The sequence below is a fragment of the Campylobacter concisus genome, from assembly GCF_003048405.1.
Taxonomy (GTDB): Bacteria; Campylobacterota; Campylobacteria; order Campylobacterales; family Campylobacteraceae; genus Campylobacter_A; species Campylobacter_A concisus_Q.
The window spans coordinates 89,381-113,920 of record NZ_PIQS01000005.1; the positions used below are offsets into that span (position 1 = coordinate 89,381).

26 protein-coding genes are annotated in these 24,540 nt (G+C 35.7%); 1 reads left to right on the top strand and 25 read right to left on the bottom strand.

The window, feature by feature from the left end:
- The 15 genes from xseA to CVT18_RS09040 all read right to left on the bottom strand — a co-directional run bounded on the left by xseA (window position 1) and on the right by CVT18_RS09040 (window position 16,042).
- Window positions 1-1,167: an exodeoxyribonuclease VII large subunit gene (gene xseA, locus CVT18_RS08970; protein ID WP_107824468.1), complete on the bottom strand. Its 1,167-nt coding sequence runs from the start codon at window positions 1,165-1,167 to the stop codon at window positions 1-3.
- A complete protein-coding gene (gene ubiE / locus CVT18_RS08975; protein WP_107824469.1) occupies window positions 1,160-1,882 on the bottom strand; it encodes a bifunctional demethylmenaquinone methyltransferase/2-methoxy-6-polyprenyl-1,4-benzoquinol methylase UbiE in 723 nt (240 codons plus the stop codon). The genes xseA and ubiE overlap by 8 nt, the downstream gene beginning before the upstream one ends.
- A gap of 12 nt (window positions 1,883-1,894) precedes the next feature.
- Complete coding sequence (locus CVT18_RS08980; RefSeq protein ID WP_234410323.1) at window positions 1,895-3,301, bottom strand: CHAD domain-containing protein; 1,407 nt, start codon at window positions 3,299-3,301, stop codon at window positions 1,895-1,897.
- A gap of 139 nt (window positions 3,302-3,440) precedes the next feature.
- A complete protein-coding gene (locus tag CVT18_RS08985; protein WP_054197019.1) occupies window positions 3,441-3,851 on the bottom strand; it encodes a Fur family transcriptional regulator in 411 nt (136 codons plus the stop codon).
- 72 nt (window positions 3,852-3,923) lie between these two features.
- The gene (gene dxs / locus CVT18_RS08990; protein WP_103629440.1) at window positions 3,924-5,750 is read right to left on the bottom strand and encodes a 1-deoxy-D-xylulose-5-phosphate synthase; all 1,827 of its coding nucleotides are present in this window, start codon (window positions 5,748-5,750) and stop codon (window positions 3,924-3,926) included.
- Entirely contained in the window at window positions 5,743-6,606 is an 864-nt protein-coding gene (gene fliH / locus CVT18_RS08995; RefSeq protein WP_107824470.1) for a flagellar assembly protein FliH, read from the bottom strand. The genes dxs and fliH overlap by 8 nt, the downstream gene beginning before the upstream one ends.
- Window positions 6,603-7,634, bottom strand: a complete 1,032-nt coding sequence (gene fliG, locus CVT18_RS09000) for a flagellar motor switch protein FliG (protein ID WP_107824471.1) — start codon at window positions 7,632-7,634, stop codon at window positions 6,603-6,605. Before fliG ends, fliH begins: the two co-directional genes overlap by 4 nt.
- Window positions 7,634-9,331, bottom strand: coding sequence for a flagellar basal-body MS-ring/collar protein FliF (fliF, locus tag CVT18_RS09005; RefSeq protein ID WP_103629438.1), 1,698 nt, complete (start codon window positions 9,329-9,331; stop codon window positions 7,634-7,636). The genes fliG and fliF overlap by 1 nt, the downstream gene beginning before the upstream one ends.
- Before the next feature lie 4 nt (window positions 9,332-9,335).
- Window positions 9,336-10,433 carry a histidinol-phosphate transaminase gene (hisC, locus tag CVT18_RS09010; protein WP_103629437.1) on the bottom strand — a complete coding sequence of 366 codons (1,098 nt, stop codon included), beginning with the start codon at window positions 10,431-10,433 and terminating at the stop codon, window positions 9,336-9,338.
- The gene (gene pheA, locus CVT18_RS09015) at window positions 10,433-11,512 is read right to left on the bottom strand and encodes a prephenate dehydratase (RefSeq protein ID WP_103618790.1); all 1,080 of its coding nucleotides are present in this window, start codon (window positions 11,510-11,512) and stop codon (window positions 10,433-10,435) included. Before pheA ends, hisC begins: the two co-directional genes overlap by 1 nt.
- Window positions 11,496-12,719, bottom strand: coding sequence for a diaminopimelate decarboxylase (gene lysA / locus CVT18_RS09020; RefSeq protein ID WP_103629436.1), 1,224 nt, complete (start codon window positions 12,717-12,719; stop codon window positions 11,496-11,498). The genes pheA and lysA overlap by 17 nt, the downstream gene beginning before the upstream one ends.
- Before the next feature lie 55 nt (window positions 12,720-12,774).
- Entirely contained in the window at window positions 12,775-13,839 is a 1,065-nt protein-coding gene (locus tag CVT18_RS09025; RefSeq protein ID WP_103629435.1) for an LptF/LptG family permease, read from the bottom strand.
- Window positions 13,836-14,384: an aminoacyl-tRNA hydrolase gene (pth, locus tag CVT18_RS09030; RefSeq protein WP_103629434.1), complete on the bottom strand. Its 549-nt coding sequence runs from the start codon at window positions 14,382-14,384 to the stop codon at window positions 13,836-13,838. Before pth ends, CVT18_RS09025 begins: the two co-directional genes overlap by 4 nt.
- 11 nt (window positions 14,385-14,395) lie before the next feature.
- Window positions 14,396-14,932, bottom strand: a complete 537-nt coding sequence (locus CVT18_RS09035; protein ID WP_021091684.1) for a 50S ribosomal protein L25/general stress protein Ctc — start codon at window positions 14,930-14,932, stop codon at window positions 14,396-14,398.
- Between the two features lie 117 nt (window positions 14,933-15,049).
- Window positions 15,050-16,042, bottom strand: coding sequence for a transaldolase (locus CVT18_RS09040; RefSeq protein WP_107824472.1), 993 nt, complete (start codon window positions 16,040-16,042; stop codon window positions 15,050-15,052).
- Window positions 16,043-16,168: 126 nt separating this feature from the next.
- Here CVT18_RS09040 and CVT18_RS09045 point away from each other — a divergent pair, with 126 nt between their 5' ends.
- Window positions 16,169-16,933, top strand: a complete 765-nt coding sequence (locus CVT18_RS09045; RefSeq protein WP_223154259.1) for a replication initiation protein — start codon at window positions 16,169-16,171, stop codon at window positions 16,931-16,933.
- 33 nt (window positions 16,934-16,966) lie between these two features.
- Here the strand turns inward: CVT18_RS09045 and CVT18_RS09050 are convergent, their stop codons facing one another.
- The 10 genes from CVT18_RS09050 to CVT18_RS09095 form a co-directional block, all read right to left on the bottom strand.
- Complete coding sequence (locus CVT18_RS09050) at window positions 16,967-17,128, bottom strand: hypothetical protein (RefSeq protein ID WP_159070981.1); 162 nt, start codon at window positions 17,126-17,128, stop codon at window positions 16,967-16,969.
- A 17-nt stretch (window positions 17,129-17,145) separates the two neighbouring features.
- Entirely contained in the window at window positions 17,146-17,712 is a 567-nt protein-coding gene (locus CVT18_RS09055) for a hypothetical protein (RefSeq protein ID WP_103560436.1), read from the bottom strand.
- Between the two features lie 177 nt (window positions 17,713-17,889).
- Window positions 17,890-18,249: a hypothetical protein gene (locus tag CVT18_RS09060; protein ID WP_021092013.1), complete on the bottom strand. Its 360-nt coding sequence runs from the start codon at window positions 18,247-18,249 to the stop codon at window positions 17,890-17,892.
- A 130-nt stretch (window positions 18,250-18,379) separates the two neighbouring features.
- The gene (locus tag CVT18_RS09065) at window positions 18,380-18,604 is read right to left on the bottom strand and encodes a hypothetical protein (protein ID WP_103560437.1); all 225 of its coding nucleotides are present in this window, start codon (window positions 18,602-18,604) and stop codon (window positions 18,380-18,382) included.
- A gap of 232 nt (window positions 18,605-18,836) precedes the next feature.
- Window positions 18,837-19,481 (bottom strand): AAA family ATPase, encoded by a 645-nt coding sequence (locus CVT18_RS09070; RefSeq protein WP_021092016.1) that lies wholly within the window; start codon window positions 19,479-19,481, stop codon window positions 18,837-18,839.
- A gap of 288 nt (window positions 19,482-19,769) precedes the next feature.
- Window positions 19,770-19,901, bottom strand: a complete 132-nt coding sequence (locus CVT18_RS10690) for a hypothetical protein (RefSeq protein ID WP_258030323.1) — start codon at window positions 19,899-19,901, stop codon at window positions 19,770-19,772.
- A 17-nt stretch (window positions 19,902-19,918) separates the two neighbouring features.
- A complete protein-coding gene (locus CVT18_RS09080) occupies window positions 19,919-20,917 on the bottom strand; it encodes an adenine-specific methyltransferase EcoRI family protein (protein ID WP_107824478.1) in 999 nt (332 codons plus the stop codon).
- Between the two features lie 8 nt (window positions 20,918-20,925).
- The gene (gene ssb / locus CVT18_RS09085) at window positions 20,926-21,327 is read right to left on the bottom strand and encodes a single-stranded DNA-binding protein (RefSeq protein WP_103576019.1); all 402 of its coding nucleotides are present in this window, start codon (window positions 21,325-21,327) and stop codon (window positions 20,926-20,928) included.
- 23 nt (window positions 21,328-21,350) lie between these two features.
- Window positions 21,351-23,306 (bottom strand): type IA DNA topoisomerase, encoded by a 1,956-nt coding sequence (locus tag CVT18_RS09090; protein WP_107824473.1) that lies wholly within the window; start codon window positions 23,304-23,306, stop codon window positions 21,351-21,353.
- A gap of 13 nt (window positions 23,307-23,319) precedes the next feature.
- Entirely contained in the window at window positions 23,320-24,540 is a 1,221-nt protein-coding gene (locus CVT18_RS09095; RefSeq protein WP_021091994.1) for a type IV secretion system protein, read from the bottom strand.

Consider the following 24,540-nt stretch of genomic DNA (forward strand, 5'->3'; position numbering starts at 1 on the left):
TTACTCCTTGATAATTGCTTTTTTATGTGTATTTTGCGAGATAAGCTCGATCTCATCGTCTATTTTTAAATCCCTAAGATCAACTCTCTTGCCGTCTTTTCTAACCTCGATAAGCCTTTTTGTACTCTCAAAAAAGAGCTCCCTCATCTCATAAGCCTTCTCTAGTGAGTTAAATGCTGAGCCAAGGACTAAAATTTTTCTTTGCACGGCGTTTGTTAGGGCATTTTGCTTGTTTGTCACCTCGCTAAATTTTAGCTCGATCCTAGCTTTTAGAGCATTTGATGAAAATTTAGAAAGAAGAACATTTAGCAAATTTTGCTTTTTGGTGATCTTTAAGCTTAAAGCGCTATCAAGATCATCGCTGGACCTGTCAAGATACTGAAAAAATGCCTCTTCATCAGGCAGCAGATCAAGCATAGCTGCACTTGGCGTAAGCGATCTGCGGTCTGCTACAAAGTCGCTTATAACGTAGTCGATCTCGTGTCCGATAGCGCTTATGACTGGCGTCTTTGTAGCGTAAATTTCACGAGCTAAGCCCTCGTCGTTAAAGCACCAAAGATCCTCTTTGCTGCCACCTCCTCTAGCTAAAACAATCACATCTACGCCGTATTTATCGGCTCTGCGCAAGGCTTTTATAAGCGAGCTTGGGGCATTTTCACCTTGAGTTAAAGCATCAAAAATATAAATTTCGCTTAATTTCCAACGGCTCGTCACGACCTTTAACATATCCTGAAGCGCCGCCGAAGTAGCGCTTGTGACAAGGGCTATTTTTTTAGGTAAATTTGGTATCTCTTTTTTTGCAGCAATGTCAAAAAGCCCCTCATTTTCGAGCTTTTCTTTAAGCTGCCTAAACGCAAGCTCAAGCTCGCCCTCGCCATCAGGCAGCATCGCACTTGCCACTAGCTGATAGGACCCACTTGGCGAGTAAATAGTCACTTTGCCATAAATTTTTACTTTTAACCCATCTTTTGGCAGGAATTTCACTTTTTGGTTGTTCATGCGATACATCACAGCTGAGATGCTTGACTTCTCATCCTTTAGCGTGAAGTACCAGTGTCCAGAGGCGTGCTTAGTAAGGCGCGAAATTTCTCCACTTACCTCGACATAGTCAAGTGTCGCTTCAAGCAGCGCCTTTACTTTTTCGTTTAGCTCAGATACGCTAAGCATTGATTTCTCTTACCTTTTTAGCGATAAATAGTGTCGAGATATCCATGCTAAAGCCCTTGCAAAGCTCTATCTCAAAGCCAGCATCAACTAGCTCATCGCAAAAACTCTTTGCATCGAGGAAATTTTCGATCGAGCTTGGCAGATACTCGTACGCCTCTTTATTTTTTGAGATAAAACCCCCGATACTTGGCAAAATTTTACTTAGGTAAAAATCTCTTAGCGCAGTTATAAAGCCCTTTTTCTGGCGTTTGGTAAATTCAAGCACGACTACGTAGCCGCCATCAGCCAAAACCCTGTTAAACTCCCTAAGCGCAGCCTTTCGCTCGACCACGTTTCTTATGCCGTAGCTTATGCTTAAAATTTGAACCTCACCGCTTGCAAGCGTTGTATTATCAGCGTAGGCCTCTATAAATTTAAAATTTGGAAATTTCGCCCTAGCCTCCTTTAGCATACCACTTGAGGGATCGATGCCAGTAAGGCTTTTTATCTGCACGCCAAATTCTTTTGAAATTTCATTCCAAAGCCCCATCATATCGCCAGTGCCGCAAGCCACATCCACGATATTTATGCTTCTTTCTTTAAAAATTTCTAGCATATATCTGCAGGCAAATTTCCTCCAACTCACATCCACACCAAGGCTTAGCACTCTGTTTGCGACGTCATAAGTCGGAGCGATCTGGTTAAACATATCAACGATTTTTTCTTGTTTTTGCATAAATTTGCCCTTTTATATGTAGTAAATTTTTAAATTTCTTGAAATTTTGCGAGTTGCTTTTATAAATTTAAGACGCTTTTTTAGTATCTCTTCTCTACTTTTATAAATTTGCTTGTAAATTTTACTCTCGAGCCTCTCTTTATCTGGCGTTTCTGGAAGTCTTTTAAGGATACCGAGCCAGACGTCATAGTCTTGAAGACTACCAAAAATTTCTTGCATCTGTTTTAGCTTCTCTTCATACTTTTTAAGCCCTTCAAAATAAAAAATTTCACATAAAAACTCATACGTATATCTCATCTTTTTAAGCTCTATCCTAAGATCATGAAAGCTCTCATTTGGGCAGTCTTGATTAAGGCTTTTTAGCCTTTTTTGAGCAAAAACCAAAAGCATTCTAAGCTTAAACGAACCAAGGCGCGAAAGGCTTACATCAAAGAGTTTTGATTTATAAAATTCACCTTCGTTTAAAAATATCTCCCACTCTTTTAAAAATGCGTAATTTTCTTCATCGCTAAGATAGCTTTTTACATTTTCATACTCTAAATCTAGAGCCTTTTTTACAAAATATATAGGCTCATTTGCATGTTTTTGCTCGTTTAAAAAGCTCAAAAATACATCCAAATCTCGCTTTTTGTTTGTCGAGTTTGCAAGCATTTTAAAATTCTCGCCAAAAAAAAGTGTCACTTTCTCATCAAAAACGCCACTAAAAATTTTAAGGATCGATCTAACCTTTCTTAAATTTACGCGAAGCTCATGCAAGACCTCTTCATCTTTATCTATCAAATACTGGCTTTTTAGCCTTTTTATTACTTTAAAAATACTAACAAAAAGGACTCTTAGCGCCTCACCACTTTTTAGATTTGCAGCAAAATTTGGCAAAAATTCTTTTTCTTTTATGACCTTATAGGCTCTTTTGTAGTCAATTTGTTCATTTTCATTAGCATGGATGGCAAGAAATTTGTTTTTATATCTTTTGTCACAAGTTACGTCACTTAGGCAAAAATTTTCTAAAAACGGTGGTAGCTTGAAAAAGACGGCCTCATTTTCATCGCTAAATTCGATTTCAAATGTATAAAGCCCGTTTAGTTCATTTTTAAAAATATCGATATTGCAAGGATTGTTATTTAGTTTAAAAATATATCTATCTTTTAAGATGACGCTACCGATGCGGTTTTTAAGAGCCTTTTTAAACTCCACCTTTTCGCAAAATTCTTCATTTTCTTCTCTGATTAGATCTTTGCCAATCTTTACAGTTTTTACAAATTTATCCTCTTCGCTTCGAAAGCGGATCTCTTCATTTCGCGTTATCTTGGTATAAAATTGAGAAATTTCAAGATGCTTAAAGACTACTCCAGCTTCTTTTAAAAAATCTAGAATTTGAGAATTTTTGAGTAAAAATTTACGCTCTATCTCCAAACTCACATTTTTCTCCAAAATTTTTTGTTCATTTTAGCAAGTTAGTGCTTAAAACAATGAGAAAAATGCTAAATTTAGGCTTATTTTAAAAGTATTTTTATAAGAAAAAAGATGGAATTTATGTTGCTAAATAGCAACATAAATTTTATTTACAGTGTTTACAGCTTTTTACGCTAGCTACGATATTTAAACGCTCTATTATATTTCCGATCTTCTTTTCTAGTGCCTCTTGGTATTTGCCAAGCTCAGCATCATCGTAGCTCACGTCCTCGACGCTTCCACAGCTTTCACAGACAACATGAATATGTGGATATTCGTAGATATCGTATCTAGCTTTTTGATTGACGATATTTACTTCGACTACAAGACCTTCGTCTTTTAAAGTATTTAAATTTTTATAAACTGTCGCAAGAGAAACCGATGGACTCTCCTTTAAAATTTCATCATAAAGCTCATCAATCGTTGGATGCGTGTGGCGATCAAGAATTCTTAAAACGCTAAGGCGTTGTGGCGTGACTTTTAGCCCAGATTGCTTTAATAATGATACGTATTGCATAATGCTTTTCCTTGTTTTTATTTTGGCTTATGCTAGCAAAAATAATATTAAACGTTACTTTATTAAATGATATTAATTATTCTCTAGTAAATTTTTGGTGATCTGCTCGGCACTTATACCAAGGTACTTTTCGACCTCAGTAGTTGAACCATGAGGGATAAATTTATCTTCATACTCAAAACTAATGACACTTATATTTGATATTTTGTTTTCTTGTAAAAATGCACTTATTATCTCACCAACGCCACCTTTTTTGGCACTATCACTAAAGATATACCACTTTTTAGTGCGTTTTGCAAGACCTAGTAAAAGCTCGCTATCAAGTGGTTTTGCAAAGACAAGGTCAACTAATACCACATCAAGCTTGTCAGCTAGTAAATTTCTAACCAAATTTGCCCTGCCAACGGCGTTGCCATAGCCCAAAAATGCAACATCAGACTCTGCATCGGCTACAATTTCACCCTTGCCAAACTCAAGTGGTTTGGCATTAAATTCATCTCTTAAGATAAATGCTCCGCGCGGGTATCTAAATGCGCTTACGCCCTTGTAAGAGTAGGCAAATTCCATAACATTTTTCATACTCTCTTCGCACCTTGGGGCAAAGAGAACCATATTTGGCACAGCGTTTAAAAAGCTAATATCAAAGGCGCCCTGATGCGTTTCGCCATCCTCGCCCACAATGCCAGCCCTATCCATCGCAAATGTGATGTTTAAATTTAAAATAGAAGCGTCGTGAATAATCTGATCATAGGCTCTTTGCATGAATGTCGAGTATATTGCAACAAATGGTTTAAACCCCTCTTTTGCCATGGCTGACATCGATGTAACTGCATGTTGCTCAGCTATCGCCACGTCCCAAAAACGATCTGGAAATTCTTGTATCAAGGCATCCATACCAGTACCTGTTGGCATCGCAGCCGTCACACCAACGATATCGCTATGCTCTCTTGCCATTTTTAAAAGCTGTTCACTAAAGATTGCAGTGGCTGACTTGTTTGACTGTCTTTTTATAAATTCGCCACTTTTTAGATCAAATGGCCCAACTCCGTGCCAATTCTCATAGCACCCCTCAGCAAATTCATATCCTTTGCCCTTTAGCGTCTGTACATGCACTATGACTGGTTTTTTCATATTTTTGGCAGTTTCGAATGTACTAAGAAGCGCGGCTAAGTCGTGTCCATCGACAGGACCTATATACTCAAGTCCAAGCTCTTCAAAAAACATACCAGGAGTAATGAGTCTAATGCCCTCTTCAATACGTCTAGCCATATAGGCGGCCGAATCTGGCATATAACTTAGAAATTTCTCAACCCTACCCTTAAATTTTTGATAAAACTGCCCTGCCATCATCTGGCTGAGATACTTGCTAAGCGCGCCTATAGGCTTGCTTATACTCATCTCGTTGTCGTTTAGGATGATGACGCAAGGATATTTTCTATCCCCTAGCTCATTTAGCGCCTCGTACGCCATTCCGCCACTTAGTGAGCCATCCCCTATGACAGCCACTGGGATACGATCTTCGTTTTTAAGTTTTATCGCCTTTGCAGCACCAACTGCAAGCGAAATGGATGTCGAGCTATGCCCTGCTACAAAGTAGTCAAATTTACTCTCACTTGGCTTTGTATAACCACTGATACCATTAAATTTCCTAAGCGTATCAAAGCTCTCCCAGCGTCCAGTTAGTAGCTTGTGTGCGTAGCTTTGGTGGCTTACATCGTAAATAAATGGATCTTTTGTCACATCAAAAATTTTATGCATCGCCACAATGATCTCAACTGCACCGATGTTTGAGCTAAGGTGACCGCCATTTTTGCTAACAGTAGCTAAAATTTTATCCCTGATGTCATGACAAAGTGCGTTTAGTTCATCAATATCTAAACTTTTAACGTCTTTATTCATTATTTACCAGCATTTTTAGTTTTTCTAGCCTTGTTTGCATAGTCGCATCAATATTGCCACCATCACTTATAATAACCACACCGCCTTTGCTTATAGCATCATCAGCACTTATTTTGACGTGTTCATTCTTGCTAAATTGCTCTTTTATATATTCGCTATCTTCTGGGTTTACGCGAATTTCTATATTTTTAACATTACTTAGCTCTTTTATAAGAGAGCTTGCTAGATGATGAGCGATCTGATTTGAAGAGGTTGAAATTTCTTTATCAATTACTTCTTTTGCGATTTTTATAGCAGTTTGCCCAAGCTCTTCTTCGATCTTCTTTAAAAACTCATCAAATTTAATATATTGCTCTTCAAGTTTTGCAGCTGAAGTGCTAAATCTAGCCTCTAACTCATTTATCCTTGCTTCATTTGCCGCATTTGCTTGGGCGATACCCTCATTTTTGCCATCCTCTTTTGCACGAGAAATTTCAGACTCAAGGCGTTTAGCAAATTCGCTCTCTTGATTTTCTATTTGCATTTGAAGTTTGATGATGTTGCTACTTAGCTCATCTGTTTTTTTAAGTAACTCTTCAACAAAGCTCGACTCGCCTCCTTGCTGTATTTGTGGACTTTGAGCCTGAGAAGCAAAGTGGTTTTGTGAGTTTACTTGCATTTGGTGGCTAGCTTGAGGAATAAAATTTTCACCCTTTTGCCCAAAATTTTGCTCGCTTAGCTCTTCACTAAGATTATTTTCTTCTATCAATACAGGAGCACTATCTGTGGCTCGCTCTCCGACTCCAAGTACTTTAAATCTGTAATTTTCTATAAAGTGAGCCGGAGAAGTCTCACTGGTTATTACGCTGCTTTTCATTCTATCATCTCATCTGCTTCGCCGACTTGGAATACACCTTGATCAGCTAGAGTTTGCACTGTCTCTACTATACGTCTTTGAGCCTCTTCAACATCTTTTACACGCACCGCACCAAGATATTGCATCTCCTCTTTAAAGGCTTCTGCTGCACGCTGAGACATATTTGATAAAAATTTATCCTTTATGCCATCGCTTGAGCCTTTGAATGCAACCATAAGGTCTTTTTTATCGACATTTTTAAGAATTTCTCTAATCGCAGTTGCATTAAGGTTGATAATATCTTCAAAGGTAAACATAAGCTCTTTAATCGTTGTTGCAAGTTTATCATCACTTTGTTCAATGCGTTCGATCGTGCTTTTGCTGGCTTTTTGCCCAAGCCTATTAAGCACTTCTGCCACAGCTCTTGGACCACCAACTTCGACTTTATATGATGTAAGACTTTCAAGCTTGCCCTCAAGCACGGTTGAAACACGTTTAATTACCGATGGGCTAATATCACCAAGATTTGCCATTCTAATGACAACTTCGCTTCTTAACTCATCTGAGAAAAAGCCAAGCGTTTCAGCAGCACTTGTTGAGTCCATGTGAGCTAGTATTAGCGCTATGGTTTGAGGGTGCTCTTTTATGATAAAGTCTGCAAGCTGTTGTGGTTTTATCTTATCAAGATAGCCAAAGCTTTTTGAGTTTTCCATGCTTTTTGCAAGCTTGTCTAAAATTTTCTGAGCTGCCTCTGGACCAAATGTGCGGTAAAGAATTTCTTTTGCGTACTCCAAACCACCACTTCTCATATATTGATTTGACTGCATTAATGCGTAAAATTCTTCTAGTACGGCACTTGCGACTTGCTTGTCAATGTTTTTTGCTGTTGCGATATAGCCTGAAATTTCAGTGATGACATCAACATCCATGTGAGAAAATATAAGAGCGGTTGCCTCTTCGCCAAGCTGAATCAGCAAAATGGCAATCTTTTCAGGCATCGATAGATCATCATAAATCATTTTTTGCTTGTCATTTAGCTTTATTGACATCAAATTTCCTTACGCATATTAAAGTCGCTGTCATTTTTTACCATATCTTGAAGCAGCATTGCTATCTCTTCATTTCTTTCTGTGATGACCGCTCTCATTTTCTCAAGTAAAACATCGTATTTTAATTCATCTTCATTAAACTCGCCACTAAGTCCTAGTTGCTCTTCGACCTTTTTGCGAGCAGCTTTAAATTTCTCAAGCGTATCTTCAGCATCTACCTCAATATCTTCAAGGCCATCTTGAACTTGCTCCTCTTCTTCTTTTGTCTCTTCAAGCATCTTTTGCATAAATGGCACAATGACTTTTTTGTAGAAGATGTAGAGCAACAATGCTGCAAAAATATATTTTAGTAGCGGCATAAATGGCACTACATAGTTATTCACAAAGCCATCCATCTTCTCGCTAGTGCTTATATCTTTGCCAGTTTTAAACTCAAAGTTATCTAAGCTTACTTCATCGCCCCTATTTTGGTTATAGCCGATTGATTGTTTGATTAAATTTGTGATTGACTCTCTTTGCTCTTTGGTAAGTGGGGCAAATTCAAGCTCGCCAGTTGGCTTGCCGTCGCTATCTTTTTTACTCTGATAAAGTCCGTCTATAACGACAGCTGCACTCACTCTATTTATGCTAGCAAACTGCCCTTTGACATTTGTTACTTTCTTTGAAATTTCGTAGTTTGTCTGCTGCGAGCTTTTGTTGTACTGCTCTTTTAAAGTGCTGTCATCTAGCCCTTGAACAGGGCCAATGTTACTAACCGCACCTGGGACGCCACCTACTTCATTTGGTGCTGAGCCTTGGCGCTTTTCTTCGATATTGCTTTCACTTCTTACGACGTTATTTGGGTCATAAACTTCGCTTTTTGTATCTTTTTTGTCAAAGTCAAAGTCAATATTTACCTTTGCTACGACCTTATCTACTCCGCCCACGATAGGAGCTAGTACATTTACGATCTTTTGCTCATAGTTATTTTCAAACTCACGTTTATAGCGTATCTGCTGGGCTATAGCGTCACTATCAAACTCACCATCTTCATCGCCAAGTGCGACTCCATCTTGATTTACGATTTTTACATTTTCTATGCTTAAGTTTGTAACAGAGGCAGCGACAAGGTTTTTAATACCAAAAATTTGCTTCGCATTTAGGCTAACGCCTGGCTTTAGCTCAACAACGATAGACGCTGTTGGAAGTGCTTGACGCTCAGTAAAAACGCTCTCTTTTGGTATGGCTATTCTTACGGTTGCTTTTTGGATAGATGAGAGGCTCTCGATCGTTCTGGCTAGTTCGCCCTCAAGAGCTCTTTGAAATTTTACTCTCTGCTCAGCATCAGTCGCACCAAATTCTTGCTTATCAAAAATTTCAAAGCCAATTTTACTCTCTTTTGGTATTCCAAGCGTTGCAACAGCGATGCGCTCTTTATAAACATCACTCGTTGGCACAAGAATAGTGCCTTCGTTTGCCAATTTATATTTAATGCCATCTTTGTTTAGCTGATCGACTATTAAGGCTGAGTCGCTTGGGCTGATGTTTTCAAAGAGGACGCTATAGCCTGCAAAATTTTCATTTTTGCTTTTATAAAGTGTTAAAAATACCAAAAATGCCACAACCAAGACGATCGAGCTAGCTGCAACGATTTTTTGCTTTAATGAAAGCTTTTGATAAATTTGACTTATTTGATGAAGTAATGCCTTAAAATCCATATCCCTACTTTAAAATTTGCTTTAACTCTTCAAAAACCCTATCGTTTTGCCATGCCTGACCGATGGTGATTCTCACCGCATTTAAGGCGTAGCTTTTTAAATCTCGTAAAATTATACCTTTTTTTAGCATCTTTTCGCATATCTGGCTTGATTTTGGCTCGTTAAATTTAAAAGTTATGAAATTTGTGTAGCTTGGGATAAATTCGATGCCATTTTGCTTTGCAAACTCCTCATATCTCTTCATTTGCTCAAAGTTATTTTGCATAGTTTTTTGCACAAACTCATCATCACCAAGTGCCACGATCGCAGCTCTTAAGCTTGGGGTTGTGATGTTAAACGGAGCTCTTAGTTTTGAGAGAGCGCTTATGATCTCTTCATTTGCCATGCCGTATCCCACGCGCATACCACCAAGTGCATAAGCTTTAGAAAATGTTCCAAGATAGATGGCATTTTTAAATTTTACCACCTCGCTTGGTTTTATCTCTTTTTTGCTATCTTTAAATTTTGCAAATTCATTGTAAGCACAATCAAGCACAATAAGCGTGTTTTCATCAACACTTTTTATAAATTTAAAGACCTCATCTGCGTCCAAACACTCACCAAGTGGATTATTTGGCAAGCAAAGAAAGATGACAGAAATTTCATCTTTATGTGCATTATAAATTTCTAAAAACTCGTTCAAATTATGCTCCACACTCTTTGTGCGGTAAATTTTAGCCCCAGTTTGTTTTGCATAAATTTCATACATCGCAAATGTCACGCCAGCCATCAAAACGCCACTTTGCTTATTTGCCTTTGCGTGGAGTGCATACTCTATGATCTGATCACTTCCAGAGCCGATGATTAAATTTTTGCTAGTTACGCCAAATTTCTTAGCCAGCCCCTCTTTTAACTCAAAGTAGCTATCGTCTGGATAGAGATGCGCTTTTTTAGCGACCTCTTTTAGCGCCTCCTCTACGCGTTTGCTCGTGCCAAAAGGGTTTTCGTTACTAGCTAGCTTTATCACATCTTTTGCCTCGATGCCAAACTCTCTAACCACAAGCTCGATCGGCTTTCCAGCCTCGTAATTAACTAAATCATCTAAAAAATCATTAAACTTCATTACTCATCTCCGTTTAAATAGCTTCCAAGCCATGTTATCTCAGCGCCACTCTCTTTTGCGAGCTCAAAGGCATTTTGCACCTTCTCATCGTCGATATGCCCTTCAAAATCAAGATAAAACATCGATTTAAACTCGCGTTGCTTAATAGGGCGTGACTCAAGTTTTGTGATATTGATATTTTCATTTTTAAAGATAGAAAGCAGATCAGCAAGACGTCCTGGACTATGATCAGTCTTTGCAAGGATCGAAGTTTTTGAGTTTTCAACTCTTGCATTTTTAAAATCGCTTAAAATCAAAAATCTCGTTCTATTTGCCATATTGTCTTCAATTGTCTCATAAACGATCGGTACGTTATAAATTTTTGCTGCGATCTTTGAGCAAATGGCAGCTGAGTTTCTATCCATTGATGCCATATATGCAGCTGCTGCGGTTGATTTTGCTGGAACAAATTCAATTTCGTTTAGCATATGATCTTCTAAAAATTTACGGCATTGATTATACCCTTGCGGATGTGAATAAATTCGCTTTATCTCTTTTAAATTTTCATTTATGCTAACAAAGCTGTGATGGATATCCACATAAAGCTCAGCAACTATTTTTATATCACTGAATTTACTCAAACAATCAAGCGTAGCGCCAACAGCGCCTTCGGTATTATTTTCAATAGGCACAACGCCGTATTTTGCCTCTTTTTGAGCTAGTTTTGTAAAAACCGCCTCGATGGTCGCAAGTGGCAAATATGAACTCATCGCACCAAATCTACTCTGAGCCGCCTGATGCGTGTAAGTGCCTTCAGGCCCTAGATATACGATCTTTTGAGGCATCTCTAAATTTCTACTTACAGCAAAAATTTCAAGATAAATGGCCTCGATCGCAGCTTTATTTAAGGCTTTGTCTTTGCTAAGACTAGTTAAGCGGTTTATGATAGCTCGCTCGCGCTCAGGACGATATATAGGCGTCCCACTAGTTTGTTTTAGCTTGCCGATTTGTTCAACTAAAATCATCCTTTCATTTAGTTTATTTAAGATGAGATCATCGATCGCATCGATCTCTTTTCTAAGCTCATTTAGCTCTTGCATCAGCGCTCTCCAAAAATTCTCTCTCAAGTGCCACGACATCTTCAAAGCTCTCACGTCTTCTTATGAGTCTATCTTTGCCATCAAGCACGCAAACTTCAGCGGCTCTGTTTCTTGTATTGTAGTTTGAACTCATGCTAAAACCATAAGCTCCAGCCCCTTTAACCACGATAACATCGCCACTTTCACACTCTGGTAGCTCTATATCTTTTGCCAAAAAGTCGCCGCTTTCACAAACTGGACCGACCACATCGCATGGGCCTAAATTTTTATCCTTCCCACAAACAAAAATTTCATGATGAGCACCATAAAGGCTTGGTCTAATAAGATCATTCATCGCGCCATCAGTGATGACAAATCTCTTTTTGCCGTTAAATTTCTCATATAAAACGCTTGCGACAAAGTAGCCGGCATTACCTACGATAAAGCGCCCTGGCTCGCATACTATAGTCACGTCTTGGCCTTTTAGTGCAGCTAAAATTCCTTGAGCATAGTCGTATAAATTTATCTCTTTTTCATCGTTATAAATGATGCCAAGTCCGCCACCAACATCGAAAAATTTGATATCAATTTCAAGTGCTCTTAGCTCTCTTAAAAGCTCACTAACGATATTTGCAGCATCGATTATCGGGCTAAGTGATGTTAGCTGAGATCCGATGTGAAAATGTATACCAGTTGGCTCAAGAGAGTCTGAAGCTTTAGCATGAATGTACATTTTTTTGGCTGTTTCGGCATCAACGCCAAATTTATTTTCATTTAGTCCTGTCGAAATGTAAGGGTGAGTTTTTGCATCGACACCTGGATTTACCCTAATGCTAATTCTTGCCTTTAAGTTTAGCTCTTTTGCGATCTTTTCAAGTCTTAAAAGTTCAGCAAAACTCTCGACATTTATGAGCAAAATTTCATTTTTTAAAGCCTCTTTTAACTCTTCATCGCTCTTACCAACGCCACTAAAAATGATCTGATATCTCTTTGCACCTGCTAAAAGTACTCTTCTGACCTCGCCGATGCTAACACAATCAAATCCAGCTCCAAGATCAGCTAGAAATTTTAAAACACTTAGATTTGAGTTTGCTTTCACCGCATAGCAAATGAGAGATTTTCTAGCGTAAAATGCGTTTTTTAGCGCCTCGTAGCGCTCTTTAATGTAGTTAAAATCATAAATGTAAAGTGGGGTTTTGTATCTATTTGCAAGCTCTTTAAAATCCATAAAATAGCCTTTATTAAAATGGCTTGATTTTACAAAAAGCTTGCCAAAATTTGGCTTAACGATGCGATTTTATGAGATAAATGGCGTATACAAAAAGTAAAATGACTGGCAAAACTATACCAATCTCTGGCAAGATCACAGAAGTTTGTGCAAATTTTGCAAGAATAAAGAGCAACCCCCAAACGACAAGAGTTATCACAACAAAGATAAAAGTCGAAAGTGCAAGATTAAAAAATCTACCAGTTACAGGCAAATGGTAGTAAAAAATGAGCAACAAAAATGGTGCAAAAAATGGTGCGATAGCAAGGTTGTAAAAAGCTGTTTTTGCGCTATCAAGGCCAATACCTTCATTTTTAAATGTCTTTATAAAATTTATCGCATCTGGGATATTAAATTTTGAGTTTTCAACACTAGCAGCGCTTTCAATACTCTTTGGTTTAAAGCCCTTTAGTGCATCTAAGCTATCGCTTTGTATTTTATTAAAACCAGCTTCACCAAGCTCTAAAATTTGCGGCAAAAGGGTTTGATTAACATCTTTTAAAATCCACTCATTGTCTTTAAAATTGGCATGATTTGCAAATGTAGTTGAGAGTAAATTTGTGCCATTTATCTCAAAAATTCTAACATCATTTGATATTTGATTAACAGAATTTAGCTCCTTTATGTAGATAAATTTGCCTTCAAATTTTAAAAATGAATCAGTCGTGCTTTTTGAGAAAGCCGTATTTTTAGCGATGCTTTTTTGATAGTCGTGCGCATAGGCAAATGGAGTAAAATTTAAACCAACATAAAGAATAGTTACAAAAAGTGCAATAAAAAATGGTGGAAAAATTAAGTTATTTTTACTAATACCAAGCGCATAAAAGCTGATTAGCTCATTTGATCTGACCATATTTACATGTAAAATAATGAGTGCAAAAATGAGCGAAAGTGGCAAAACGTAGCCAATAGCACTTAATGCAGTAAGGCCAACGTAGAGTAGCTGAAGGTTTGCAGATGGAGGCAGATCTTTTAAATTTGTAAGTAGATCGATACCAACATAAAATAGTTCAAGCGCTAAAAATACGATAAGAAAAGATTTTATATAGACCCAGCCAACGTATCTGGCGTATAGTTTCATTTGATAAGACCTTTTTTTATCGTAAATTTTTGCGAGATTTCGTTGATGTCGCTCTTTAGTAGCTCGCAAACTGCATTTTTTGTGTAGGCCAAAATTTCATCTAAAGCCTTTTTTTCTTCATCACTAAACTCTCCAAGGACAAAATTTTTAGCATCACCAAGGTGTCCAATGCCAATACGCACCCTTTCGTAGTCGTTGCCTATTAATCCATCGATTGATTTTATGCCGTTATGCCCGCCACTACTGCCGCCTTTTTTAAATTTAACTGCACCAAAACTAAGATCAAGGTCATCGTGTATTACGATTATTCTATCTGGTTTATAAAAGTCTTTTACCGCTTTTACACTTTGTCCTGAGAGGTTCATAAAGGTTGTTGGTTTTAGCAAGATAATGTCGTTAAATTTAAAAACCTCGCCTTGGAATTTGGCTGAGCTAACATCTTTGTAATTTGAGTCTTTTAGGAGATCTATAAGCATAAAGCCTATATTATGTCTAGTGTTTTCATATTTGGAGCCAGGATTTCCCAGCCCCGCTATTAGTGTCACAAAAGCCCTTTTTATTTAGCTTTAATAACCCCAAGTACCGCAACACGGTCAGCGTCTACAATAGTAACGCCTTTAGGAGCTGTGATGTCACGAACCAAAATAGTATCGTCGATGTCAAGTTTGCTTACATCAACGTCAAATGAATTTGGTAAATTTTCAGCTGTGCATTTTACGCAAAGACGTCTTTTTGATTGGATCAAAACGCCCTTATTTTTAAGACCAATAGGTGTTCCAACTGGCTTAACTGGGATCATATATTTTGATAAAACGCCTGGAAGTGCTACTTTTAGATCTACGTGTTTAAGATCGCTTGTAACAACATCTCTTTGGTAATCAACAATAACGACATTATAAACTTTTCCGCCTACTTTTACATCAAAAGCAAGACTCTCTTTTTTGCGTGCTTCTTTAATAAAGTCATTTACTTTAAAAGCAGCTGCAACATTCTCTAATCCCTTGCCATAAATGTTGGCGATTAGATAACCATCTCTTCTCAAAGCCTTTGCAGACTTCTTACCGATACTCTCTCTAACGATTCCTTCTAACATCGTTTTCCTTTCATAAAAAATAGGTGCTGATTTTATCCAATGCTTTATAAATTTCACATAAAGCTTATTTAAGAATGACCACTTTTGCTGTTTATGTATTAGCTTGGGCTTCTTTGTCTAAAGTGATTTCATAATATCATCAAATGCTGATACAAACTGCTTTAAGCCATCGCTTAATAAATCTTTATAAACGACATTTATATCTATCTCATTATTTTTTATAATCTGGAAAAAGCTTGAGATATTTTCTTTACTAGGTACATTTTTTACCTCTGCTTTTTCTTTTATAAATTCTTTGATCGTTTCGATAGGTGCTGTATTTATAGAATTTTTATACATTAGCTCTCTAACATAATAATCCCCTCTTAAACCGCCACCTTTTACACCTGTACTTGCAAAAAGTGTTCTTACATTTTCTAGTCCAAAATCTTCGATCAGGTGGTATATATTTGCAGCATTCATTATGCCGATTTGTCCAGTTGGCAAGCTCTTTGCAGCCATAACTTCATCAAGCTTTCTATCAAATCTACTTACGAAAACGCTTATCACACCTTTTGGTATAGTAGTATCTATAAAGCGACTTGTATAAGCCTTACTACCTTCTTTAAAAGCTTCAAGGCAGTTTTTAGCCTGATCTGGCGAGAATATAAGCGTAGCATTTACACTAATTCCCCTTGCCATAAGCGCGCTCATCGCCTCATAACCATCTTTTGTAGCTGGAATTTTTATCATAACATTTGGCATTGATATTAGATTATGAAGCCTGATACCTTCTTCTATCGTTGCGGCTGTATCGTCACTTAAATTTGGATCAACCTCAATACTTACAAAGCCATCATTGCCATTTGCATAATTTCTTAACATTTTACATGCGGCAATTTTTATATCTTGAGTAGCCAAAATTTCATAAAGATCTTTTGGGTGGCGTTTATTGCTAGTTTCTATTATCTTTTTATAAGCAGGTGAAGCAAATGCTGTTTTAAAAATAGCTGGGTTGCTTGTAGCACCGTTTATAACATTATTTTCCAATAAAGAGTTAAATTCGCTTTGTAAAAAATTTCTCTCTATAAAATCACACCAAAGAGAGAATTTAGCTTCGTTGTCATACATTAATTTCTACCTTATAAATTTTAAGCTGTAATAAATTGAACGTATTTTACTATCGAGATTCTAAAATTGAACTTTGAGGTAAAAAAAATGTGTGAAATGTCTTTCTATTTTGAGAAAGGTAATTTCGTGCTTAAAACCACAAGAGTCGCTCATATAGAAAGCAATGGAACGCTCGTTTTCCGTAATAAAATGAATTCTATATTGTTTCCAGTAAATTTTACATCTAGGGATTATGATATTTTCTTTACTATTTGCTGGTATGCAAAGCAATTGGGGTATTCGGATAGCAGAAATTATATTGAAATGCCGTATTCTAAGATATCACAATTCTTTGCTGAAGGTCTAAATAAAACTCGTTTTAATAACGAGGTGCTTGAGTTTTGTAAAAAGGTTTTAGGCGAAAACGGATCGGCAATCTACAAAAGTTTAGAGATTACAAATAATGATGAAATTATGACGGCTGGAGTTTTTTTCATTTCTATTAAAGCTTTTAGAAATACGCAAATTTTAAAATTTAAATTAAATACAGAAGCTCTCGATATTTTATTTGGTACTCTAAAATTTATGAGAATAAATTTACACGATTTTATTTCAATTCGAAGTAAATTTGCAAAGTCTCTTTATCGCCTCTTACTACAATATCAAAATATCAGATCCGATAAAGATGGCTTTAAGTGTGTAAATTTTAATAGACCTGATTTCGAAAGATTTATGAGCGTTCCTGAAAAATACGAAACGAGAGATTTGGATCGCCGTGTAATAAATCCTGCCATAGAAGAGTTAAACGAAAACTACTTTAAAAAGATTGTTCTCGAGAAGAAAATTGCTGAAGGCTCTAAAAAGAACGTTATCGGCTACTCTTTTAGGTTTATGTTAAATGAGGATGCTTGATTTTGCTTAGAGCTACGATCACTCTTACTTATCCTAATAATCTAGCTCTAGCTTTTGAACGTCAAAATTTATTTGCTCAGCTTTTGGGGTAGGTAAATTTTGCCTTTTACTATCGCTATCGTTATTTTTATTTTTAAACATTCTTACTAAAATTTTATGGATTTTTATAAGGTTATTTTTAATTTTTTTAGTCATTTTTGTTTCTTGGCTTATCAACCTCTTATTCTCATGGCTATGTACTCTTCCAGATCTAGGTCAAAGTTGTTCGCTTCCGCCTTAAATTGCATTAGTTCATCAAATGTGAAAATATCTTTTAGCTCGTATGTTGCTAGAATTTTAATGTCTGAATAGGTTAAAATACTTATTTCTAGGCTTTCTGCGATTTGTCTTATCTTTTCTTTCTTTGCTTCACTTACAAATACTATATAGTTTTGCTGGTGCTCTTTCTCTTTTGCGTCATTTGGCTGTGGGGCTTCTATTAATCCCATTTTAAATCTTACAAATTCGCTCATGCTCGTATTGTGCCATTTTGCTTGGTCATAGATCGTTACAAGCACTTCATCTTTTATATATGGTATAGGTGTTGTTAATGCTAATTCTATAAATTTTGCTAGCGTATATGTTGGATATTTCTTGCGTATTTTTATGCCTAGTTCTTTAGAAAATTTAGTTCCAACCGATACCTTGCCTTTTTTTGTAGATTGCTCCTTTTGACTATCTGCTCCAGCTATAAATTCATCTAATTTGTCAGTAGAATTGCTTATTCTTTTAAAATCCATCTCTTTTTCCCTTTTATTTTTTTAAAATTCTAATCTCTTAATCTTAATAAAAAATAAAATATTAAAAATTAAGATAGCATTATTTTTAATTTTTCACAAAACTAAAAATAATAAATTTCCTAAATTTATACCAAAAAAGCGATAAAAATTATAAATTTTTATATTCTCTTAAAGGCTTCATAATATTTGCTTCCTTATCTCGTCAAGCCTTAGCTTTTCTTGAAAATCGACCTTTATCGTATCGCGAAAATCTGCCAAAATAGCTATATATTTATCTTCTGTTATCGACATCTCTGTTTTGATTATGTCGTTAAATTTGCGTAAGTACTTTGTCCTGTTTTTATCGTCGATCAAAAAATTAAACTCTTCGTCATTAAGTAGCTTCTTTAAATTTTCTATAAGTTCTTTATTCGCCTTTTCTATTTGCTTGGAGCTATAAAATATACAAAATAAGCCTATCGGTATAAATATGGATATTATATACCAGCTGTGTTGATCAAGCCAGCCCAAAATTTCTTTTATCGTCTCTATCGTCATTTTATCTCCTGTCGGTCGCTATCTTTTTTACATTTTGGTTCACCGATCGGCGCATAGTCGCTACCTTTACTATCTTTTTAAAATATCTCTTCGCATATCTGCTTCTTGCTATATTTTAACAATCCGCTGACTACCTTCTTATTGTCCAATTTGGAACACTTAATTCGCCATCGCCATCTACTTTAATGATAGACTTAGGAATTACCTGAGAGTTTTCTTCGTAGTAATCATTTCTCCAACTAACGGTTACATTTGAGCCTTCTATCTTACTAATTCTTACACTAAACTCTACGCCATTCTTTGACTCTATGTAAGCACCAACTTTTATTAGTTCATCTCTTGTGTTTTTTTCCATTTTGTATCCTTTCCTTATTGAATTTAGTTTATTATAGTGAAAATTTGCTTAAAAAATAATAAAATAAGCAAAAATAAACTAATAAATGATTAAAAAATATATAAAATTTAAATAATATAAAAAATATTTTTTTCAGTGAAAATTATAAGTAAAATATAAAAAATGCTTTTCTTCTTTCCCCTTTTTAAATTTACACATCGCTTTTGGCGATGCTACTATTATCTTCATTTCTTTAAAATATCTCACTGCATAAATTTTTGATTTCTTGTTCAGTTTTGTTGCCGTCGTTCATTTCAACTACGCTCAGTCCTAGCTGGGTCGCAATTTTATATCGCTCTCTTTCAAATATAATTGTTTCTGCTAGTTTTATATAGTCTTCTTGAATTTCTTTTATAAAATTCTTGAGACTTTCTACTTTTTTGGCTAAAAATGGATTTGTGGACGCTCTATTGATCACAATATATGTTTGCAGATTAGTGTTTTGCTCCTTTGCCATCTTGATTATGTTTACCATTTTATCAAGGACGCTTACGTCAAACTGGCTTGGAATTGTCGGAATTATAACAATATCGCTTAGTGCTATCGCTATTCTCATTTCTCGACTATCTCGTCCGCCTGTATCGATTACTATATCCCTTTTTGTTTTGTTGTCCTGCAGGAATACTTTTAGTTCTTCGCCGTATTTATATGCAAAGTCAAATGCTTTTGGGTGATTTTCTTCGTTTCGTATATTTAAAAATGTGGCTATTGACTTCTGTGGGTCTGTATCGACCAATAATAGTGGTTCGCCTTTTACAATACCTTGGTTTATCGCTATATTAGTAGCTAGGGTGCTTTTACCGCTTCCGCCTTTTTCATTACATATAGAAACAATCATTTTTATTCCTTTGCCTTAGATTTTTAAATGATTATATACTTTTAAACTTAATAAATAATAAAATATTAAATTATTAAATAGTATTTTAAATAAATATCTAAAGAATAAAAATTATATATTGAATATTTTTTTATAAATAAAACAATAGTATTTTATAAAAATTATTCTTTTCTTTCTGAAATAATAAAATTTATCTTGATAATAAAATATAGCATTACGTTAAAAATTATATAGCACATAATAGCGAGAGCTATAAAAAAGGCATCTGCATTGAGTAGGGTCTCTATTTTATTTGGTTTTTTTAAAAGATATAAAATAGTATTTATGCCGATCCCAAATAAATTTATAAATGCAAAAACCCACATAAACCGCTTTGCTGGGGTATTGAAAAGCTGTAGCTTGTTTTTCTTCTTCATGCACTTTTGTCCTTTTGCTACCTAAAATTGATTAAATATTCTTGCTCTAGGCTTTAATCCGCCTTTTCTTTGTATGATGATCCTTGTAAAAAGTTCTTGCCCTTTTAGAACCGCTGATTTTGTGTTGTTTTCTTTGTAGGTATGCTTAACTAGCTCAGGGTATTTGTCTTTAATTTCAAAGTCACAGCCTAAAATTTTAAATTGTGCTGGGTTGTGCCTTAAAAAAAATGTTAGCGGTATACCAATTACTCCGTCATAGTCAATTGGTATGTCCTTGCAATTTTTGACTTCTATGATCTTGTAATTATCGTACTCTGGGTATTTATTTTCATTGCCCTTATACTTTTGGGTTAATCTTATACCATTTTGGTGTTTTATACTTTTTAAATTTGTAAACCATGATATGTTGCTAAAACGCTTCTTACTGCCGTCTGGTCGTGTGAAGATATTTACTTGGTGATTGCCTAGCCAAATTTTACCCTTTTTGTATAGCTCAAATATCTTTTTATACGTAATTGAGTAGGTTCCGCCAACTATTAAAAATTTCTTGTTCTGTTCTTCTACAATTTCTATTAGGTCGCGAAAAAGGGAGAAAGGTGGATTTGTAACTATTATATCGCCACTTGCCATAATATTTCTTACTTCTTCGCTTCTAAAATCACCGTCCCCTTGCAACATCGTCTCATTTATTCCGCTCTCGCTGATCTCTATTTTCATCCCCTTTGATTTTGGGTCTTTAATATTGTACGTCGTTGTAATTAGCTTTTTTAGCTCTAGGGATTTAAAATTTAAGGCAAAGTATCTATAAAAGTCGCTTTTCTTGCCGTCGTTGCAAGGGCATACTACTACTTTGCCTTTAAAATGTGTTCTATAATCTTGTATTTCGGCTCTTATCTCATCGAAACTCGTATAAAACTCATCATCTACGTCATATTTTGCACTCATGAAGTAGATATTGGCTCTTTTATCTTTATCTGATAACCAGCTTTGAGCTCTTTCGCTTTGGGTTAAATTTTGCATTTTACTGCTCATTCCCCTTGCACATACTCGGTTTTTTCAGCTTGTTCTTCTCGCTCGTTTGGCGTTTCCTTTTCGTTAATTTCCTGCTTTTTGCCATCAAGCATTACCATTTTATCAACGACAATGCTATGTTTGCTCCTATTTTGTCCATTATTGTCTGTCCATTGGTCGAATTTCAATCTACCATCTACGAAAACTTTTGACCCCTTTTTGAGATATTGATTTGCGATCTCTGCGGTCTTACCCATAAAAGTGATATCTATAAAGCAGATTTCTTCTTTTTTCTCATTGTTAATAGTGTACTTGTATGTTGATGCGATAGCCGTGTTGCCTATGGCTAGCCCTGATGGTGTGTATCTGAGCTCAACATCCCTTGTTAAATTTCCTATTACTGACACATATGTATGCATGTTTTCTCCTTTTTATTGTTTTATTATTTTTTCTTTATTGCTTTGTTTATAAAATCTTTACAAATTTGTAGATTTTTTTCGTAATCTTTTGGCAGTGCCATTCCTTTGTCTTTAGATAGCTTTTTAGCCAATTCTATTTGTTTCTCGCTTGGTGGTACTATGACTTTGTCTTTATTTTTATCAATAAAATTAGAGCAAATCTTCCAGTCTTTTTCGATGCCGTCTGGCAATTGCATATTTAAACTATGTGCTATATTTTTAGCCCACTCGAGTTGTTTCTCGCTTGGTGGCTTTTGTATGCTATCGTTTAGCTCTTTGAAGCCCATTTTCTCATGGAGTGGTCTTATAAAGTCTAAATAGTCAACCTTTCCATTGCTAATTTCATCTAGCACACTTTCCATTTGTTTCGTAAATTCGCTTTGTGTGATCCACTCATCGTTGTTTGTTTTTATAGTTTCAATAAAATTTATACCCTTTGGCGTTGCTATGATATTGCTATTTTTGCCTTTTGTTTCGATGCTTACATACTCTCTTTTAATAAGTGTTGGTAGAAATGTTGCATACGTGCTTGGACGTCCGATACCTTCTTTTTCCAAAAGAGATATAAAATTACTTTCTTTATAGTGCTGTGGCGCTTGCTTTTTTACTTCCTGTAGATTAAATTCTAATATTTGGAGCTCATCTCCTTGAGCTAGATTTAATGTTATCTCTTGAATTTCTTTATCTTTGTCGTCTTCATCTTCAGTTGTGGCTACGATAGCATTTTTAAATCCTTTATAGATACATTTGCTCGTTTTTGCCTTGAAGCTTAGCGTCTTTATATCTATATCATATATAGTATTTTCGTTAATCGCATTTTTGGCTTGACTTTGAACCGAATTTAAAAAGATAAGCTCATAAAGGCTTTTTTCGTCATCCGTTAGGCTTTCTTTTTTTGCTATTTCTTCTATTTGGTTAAAATCATGTATGTGTGAGATACGTATTGCTTCATGTGCTTCTGCTTGGCTTTGACTTCCTGCTTTATATTCTTTTTTCTCATACCATTCTTCATTGCCAAATTTAACGCCTACTTCATCTATAAATTCGTTTGATAAGCTGTTACTATCGGTTCTATGATAAGTAATTAAGCCTTTCTCAAATAATTTTTGAGCAAGGCTCATCGTCTTGTCAGGGCTAAAGCCCAATCTTTTATTTGCGTACTCTTGTAGTTGCGATGTTCTAAAAGGTGCTTTAGGCTTTTGTTGTGCCTGCTTAACATCAATTTTATATACTTTTGCTAGGCTATCAGCTAATTCAGATATTTTGGCGTTTGCTTCATCTTTGTCTGTAAATATATTGTCATTTACCGCATTAAATTCTATGCCGTCTTTTGTTTTAAGCTTTACTTTTATTTTATAATCGATCTTTGCGTTTGCCTTATTTTCTAGAAATTCTTTTATTTCCAATTCTCGCTTTACAATTAGAGCAAGAGCTGGGGTTTGCACCCTACCTACGCTATTGTTTTTATCATTTAGCTTGTTGATATATGTTGGCGACATGATAAAGCCCACTAGCTTATCGCCAACCGCTCTTGCCTTGAAGCTATCAAATTCTTTTAAATTTGAGTTTGCAAATGGCACAGCACTATCTAGCCCCTTTTTTATTCCACTCTCTGTGATCTCGTGAAATTCTGCACGTTTAACGCTTTTTGCTATATTTTTAATAGTTTGATAAACCATATAGCCTATTCCGTATCCCTCTCTATCAGGGTCTGTCGCAATTACGACATCTTTTCCTTTGCAATCATTAAATATTGCATTTATTCTGTTTTTGGCATCTTCTTTGAAATCAAATATTGGCTCATAGTTCTTAAAATCAACTACTATTTGATTTGTAAGCTCTTTAAAATGCCCTTTTGTAGCATAAACTTTTGCTCCAGTTATTTGCTCTATCTTATTGACCTTGTTTGGACTTTCAATTATGATTATTGTATTTTGCATGTTTTACTCCTTTTTATGGGGCTACATATCCGCCACGAAATGTTTTATACTTTTCATATGCTTTTCCTACACCTTGCCCTATTGCTTTTGAGCCTGCGCCGATATCTTTTATCAAATTTGCACCTGCTCCTATACTTGCACTAGCTATTTGTCCTGCTACTCCAGCTCCTGTAGCTGATCCAAATCCACTTACTGCTCCGCCTATAAAACTTCCGCCACCAGCTTTTCTAGCTAATCCGCTTAATATGGTCTTGCCTGCTACTGCACCAGCCACTATTCCACCAGTTACACCGCCACTTCCATTTTCCATCTGTGTACCAAGCACTGCGTTGATCCAACTTGGAATTTTCCTTAATAAAAACAATGCTGTTATGCAGGTTATCGATCCTGTAATTAGGTATTCGAATTGTTTAGTAAATAGTTCGCCTATATAATCTTGGTACTTCTCTAGTTCTAAAATTGGGTTCATTGCTAAATTTAGGGCTATAAACGCTAATGGTGCAATAATTGCGTATGATAAATAGAGCTTATACCAGCTCCATAAATATGGTAAAAATTTTGGCATTATTAAAAATGGTATGACTAAAGGCAAGGTGCTAAGTATTAAAAATGCCATAAATTTACTAAAGAAAATCACTATTGTAATTCCTATTAAAAGTATAAAAAATGCTAAATAAAAAATCCAAAAAGGTATCATGCGAATTGCTGTTATTACGCCTGCCGATAAATAATCCATCACACCATTAAAGCTAATGCCTAGAAATGACCACTCTTGCGATTGTAAATACTCTTTTGTTCCGTAGCTCCACATCATTTCTCTTAGATTATCGATCCTGTTTGCCGACTCTGTCACAATCGATCCAAAGTCTTTATTTTCAAAAATTGAGCTAACTATTGCGGTTATCGCGTTCTCTGGGATTGTCAGAATGTATAAAACGCCCATATAGGCGTTAAAGGAGCTAAGAGTTGCAAATATGAAGCATAGCAATATTAAATATTTTATGGCTCCGAAGATCTCATCTCTTGTTGGGTAGCCATTTTTCACTCTACCTAATAGCCAAAACACCACTATAAGAATTATTATAGTTTCCGATGCAGTTGAATATACTAAATCATGCGATCCATTATAAAATTTTTCAAATAAGCTCATTACGTTTTCTTGCATAACGGCTTGTACTTTATTAATCCAATTACTATCGGTTAATATATCTTTTGCTACTTCTGTTTGTGCCAT

Excerpts from the sequence above, each read along its gene's own strand:
- xseA (WP_107824468.1), bottom strand. The coding sequence starts at position 1,167 with ATGCTTAGCGTATCTGAGCTAAACGAAAAAGTAAAGGCGCTGCTTGAA.
- ubiE (WP_107824469.1), bottom strand. The coding sequence starts at position 1,882 with ATGCAAAAACAAGAAAAAATCGTTGATATGTTTAACCAGATCGCTCCG.
- CVT18_RS08985 (WP_054197019.1), bottom strand. The coding sequence starts at position 3,851 with ATGCAATACGTATCATTATTAAAGCAATCTGGGCTAAAAGTCACGCCA.
- dxs (WP_103629440.1), bottom strand. The coding sequence starts at position 5,750 with ATGAATAAAGACGTTAAAAGTTTAGATATTGATGAACTAAACGCACTT.
- fliH (WP_107824470.1), bottom strand. The coding sequence starts at position 6,606 with ATGAAAAGCAGCGTAATAACCAGTGAGACTTCTCCGGCTCACTTTATA.
- fliG (WP_107824471.1), bottom strand. The coding sequence starts at position 7,634 with ATGTCAATAAAGCTAAATGACAAGCAAAAAATGATTTATGATGATCTA.
- fliF (WP_103629438.1), bottom strand. The coding sequence starts at position 9,331 with ATGGATTTTAAGGCATTACTTCATCAAATAAGTCAAATTTATCAAAAG.
- hisC (WP_103629437.1), bottom strand. The coding sequence starts at position 10,433 with ATGAAGTTTAATGATTTTTTAGATGATTTAGTTAATTACGAGGCTGGA.
- pheA (WP_103618790.1), bottom strand. The coding sequence starts at position 11,512 with ATGCAAGAGCTAAATGAGCTTAGAAAAGAGATCGATGCGATCGATGAT.
- lysA (WP_103629436.1), bottom strand. The coding sequence starts at position 12,719 with ATGGATTTTAAAGAGCTTGCAAATAGATACAAAACCCCACTTTACATT.
- CVT18_RS09025 (WP_103629435.1), bottom strand. The coding sequence starts at position 13,839 with ATGAAACTATACGCCAGATACGTTGGCTGGGTCTATATAAAATCTTTT.
- CVT18_RS09035 (WP_021091684.1), bottom strand. The coding sequence starts at position 14,932 with ATGTTAGAAGGAATCGTTAGAGAGAGTATCGGTAAGAAGTCTGCAAAG.
- CVT18_RS09040 (WP_107824472.1), bottom strand. The coding sequence starts at position 16,042 with ATGTATGACAACGAAGCTAAATTCTCTCTTTGGTGTGATTTTATAGAG.
- CVT18_RS09050 (WP_159070981.1), bottom strand. The coding sequence starts at position 17,128 with ATGACTAAAAAAATTAAAAATAACCTTATAAAAATCCATAAAATTTTA.
- CVT18_RS09055 (WP_103560436.1), bottom strand. The coding sequence starts at position 17,712 with ATGGATTTTAAAAGAATAAGCAATTCTACTGACAAATTAGATGAATTT.
- CVT18_RS09060 (WP_021092013.1), bottom strand. The coding sequence starts at position 18,249 with ATGACGATAGAGACGATAAAAGAAATTTTGGGCTGGCTTGATCAACAC.
- CVT18_RS09065 (WP_103560437.1), bottom strand. The coding sequence starts at position 18,604 with ATGGAAAAAAACACAAGAGATGAACTAATAAAAGTTGGTGCTTACATA.
- CVT18_RS09070 (WP_021092016.1), bottom strand. The coding sequence starts at position 19,481 with ATGATTGTTTCTATATGTAATGAAAAAGGCGGAAGCGGTAAAAGCACC.
- CVT18_RS09080 (WP_107824478.1), bottom strand. The coding sequence starts at position 20,917 with ATGCAAAATTTAACCCAAAGCGAAAGAGCTCAAAGCTGGTTATCAGAT.
- ssb (WP_103576019.1), bottom strand. The coding sequence starts at position 21,327 with ATGCATACATATGTGTCAGTAATAGGAAATTTAACAAGGGATGTTGAG.
- CVT18_RS09090 (WP_107824473.1), bottom strand. The coding sequence starts at position 23,306 with ATGCAAAATACAATAATCATAATTGAAAGTCCAAACAAGGTCAATAAG.
- CVT18_RS09095 (WP_021091994.1), bottom strand. The coding sequence starts at position 24,540 with ATGGCACAAACAGAAGTAGCAAAAGATATATTAACCGATAGTAATTGG.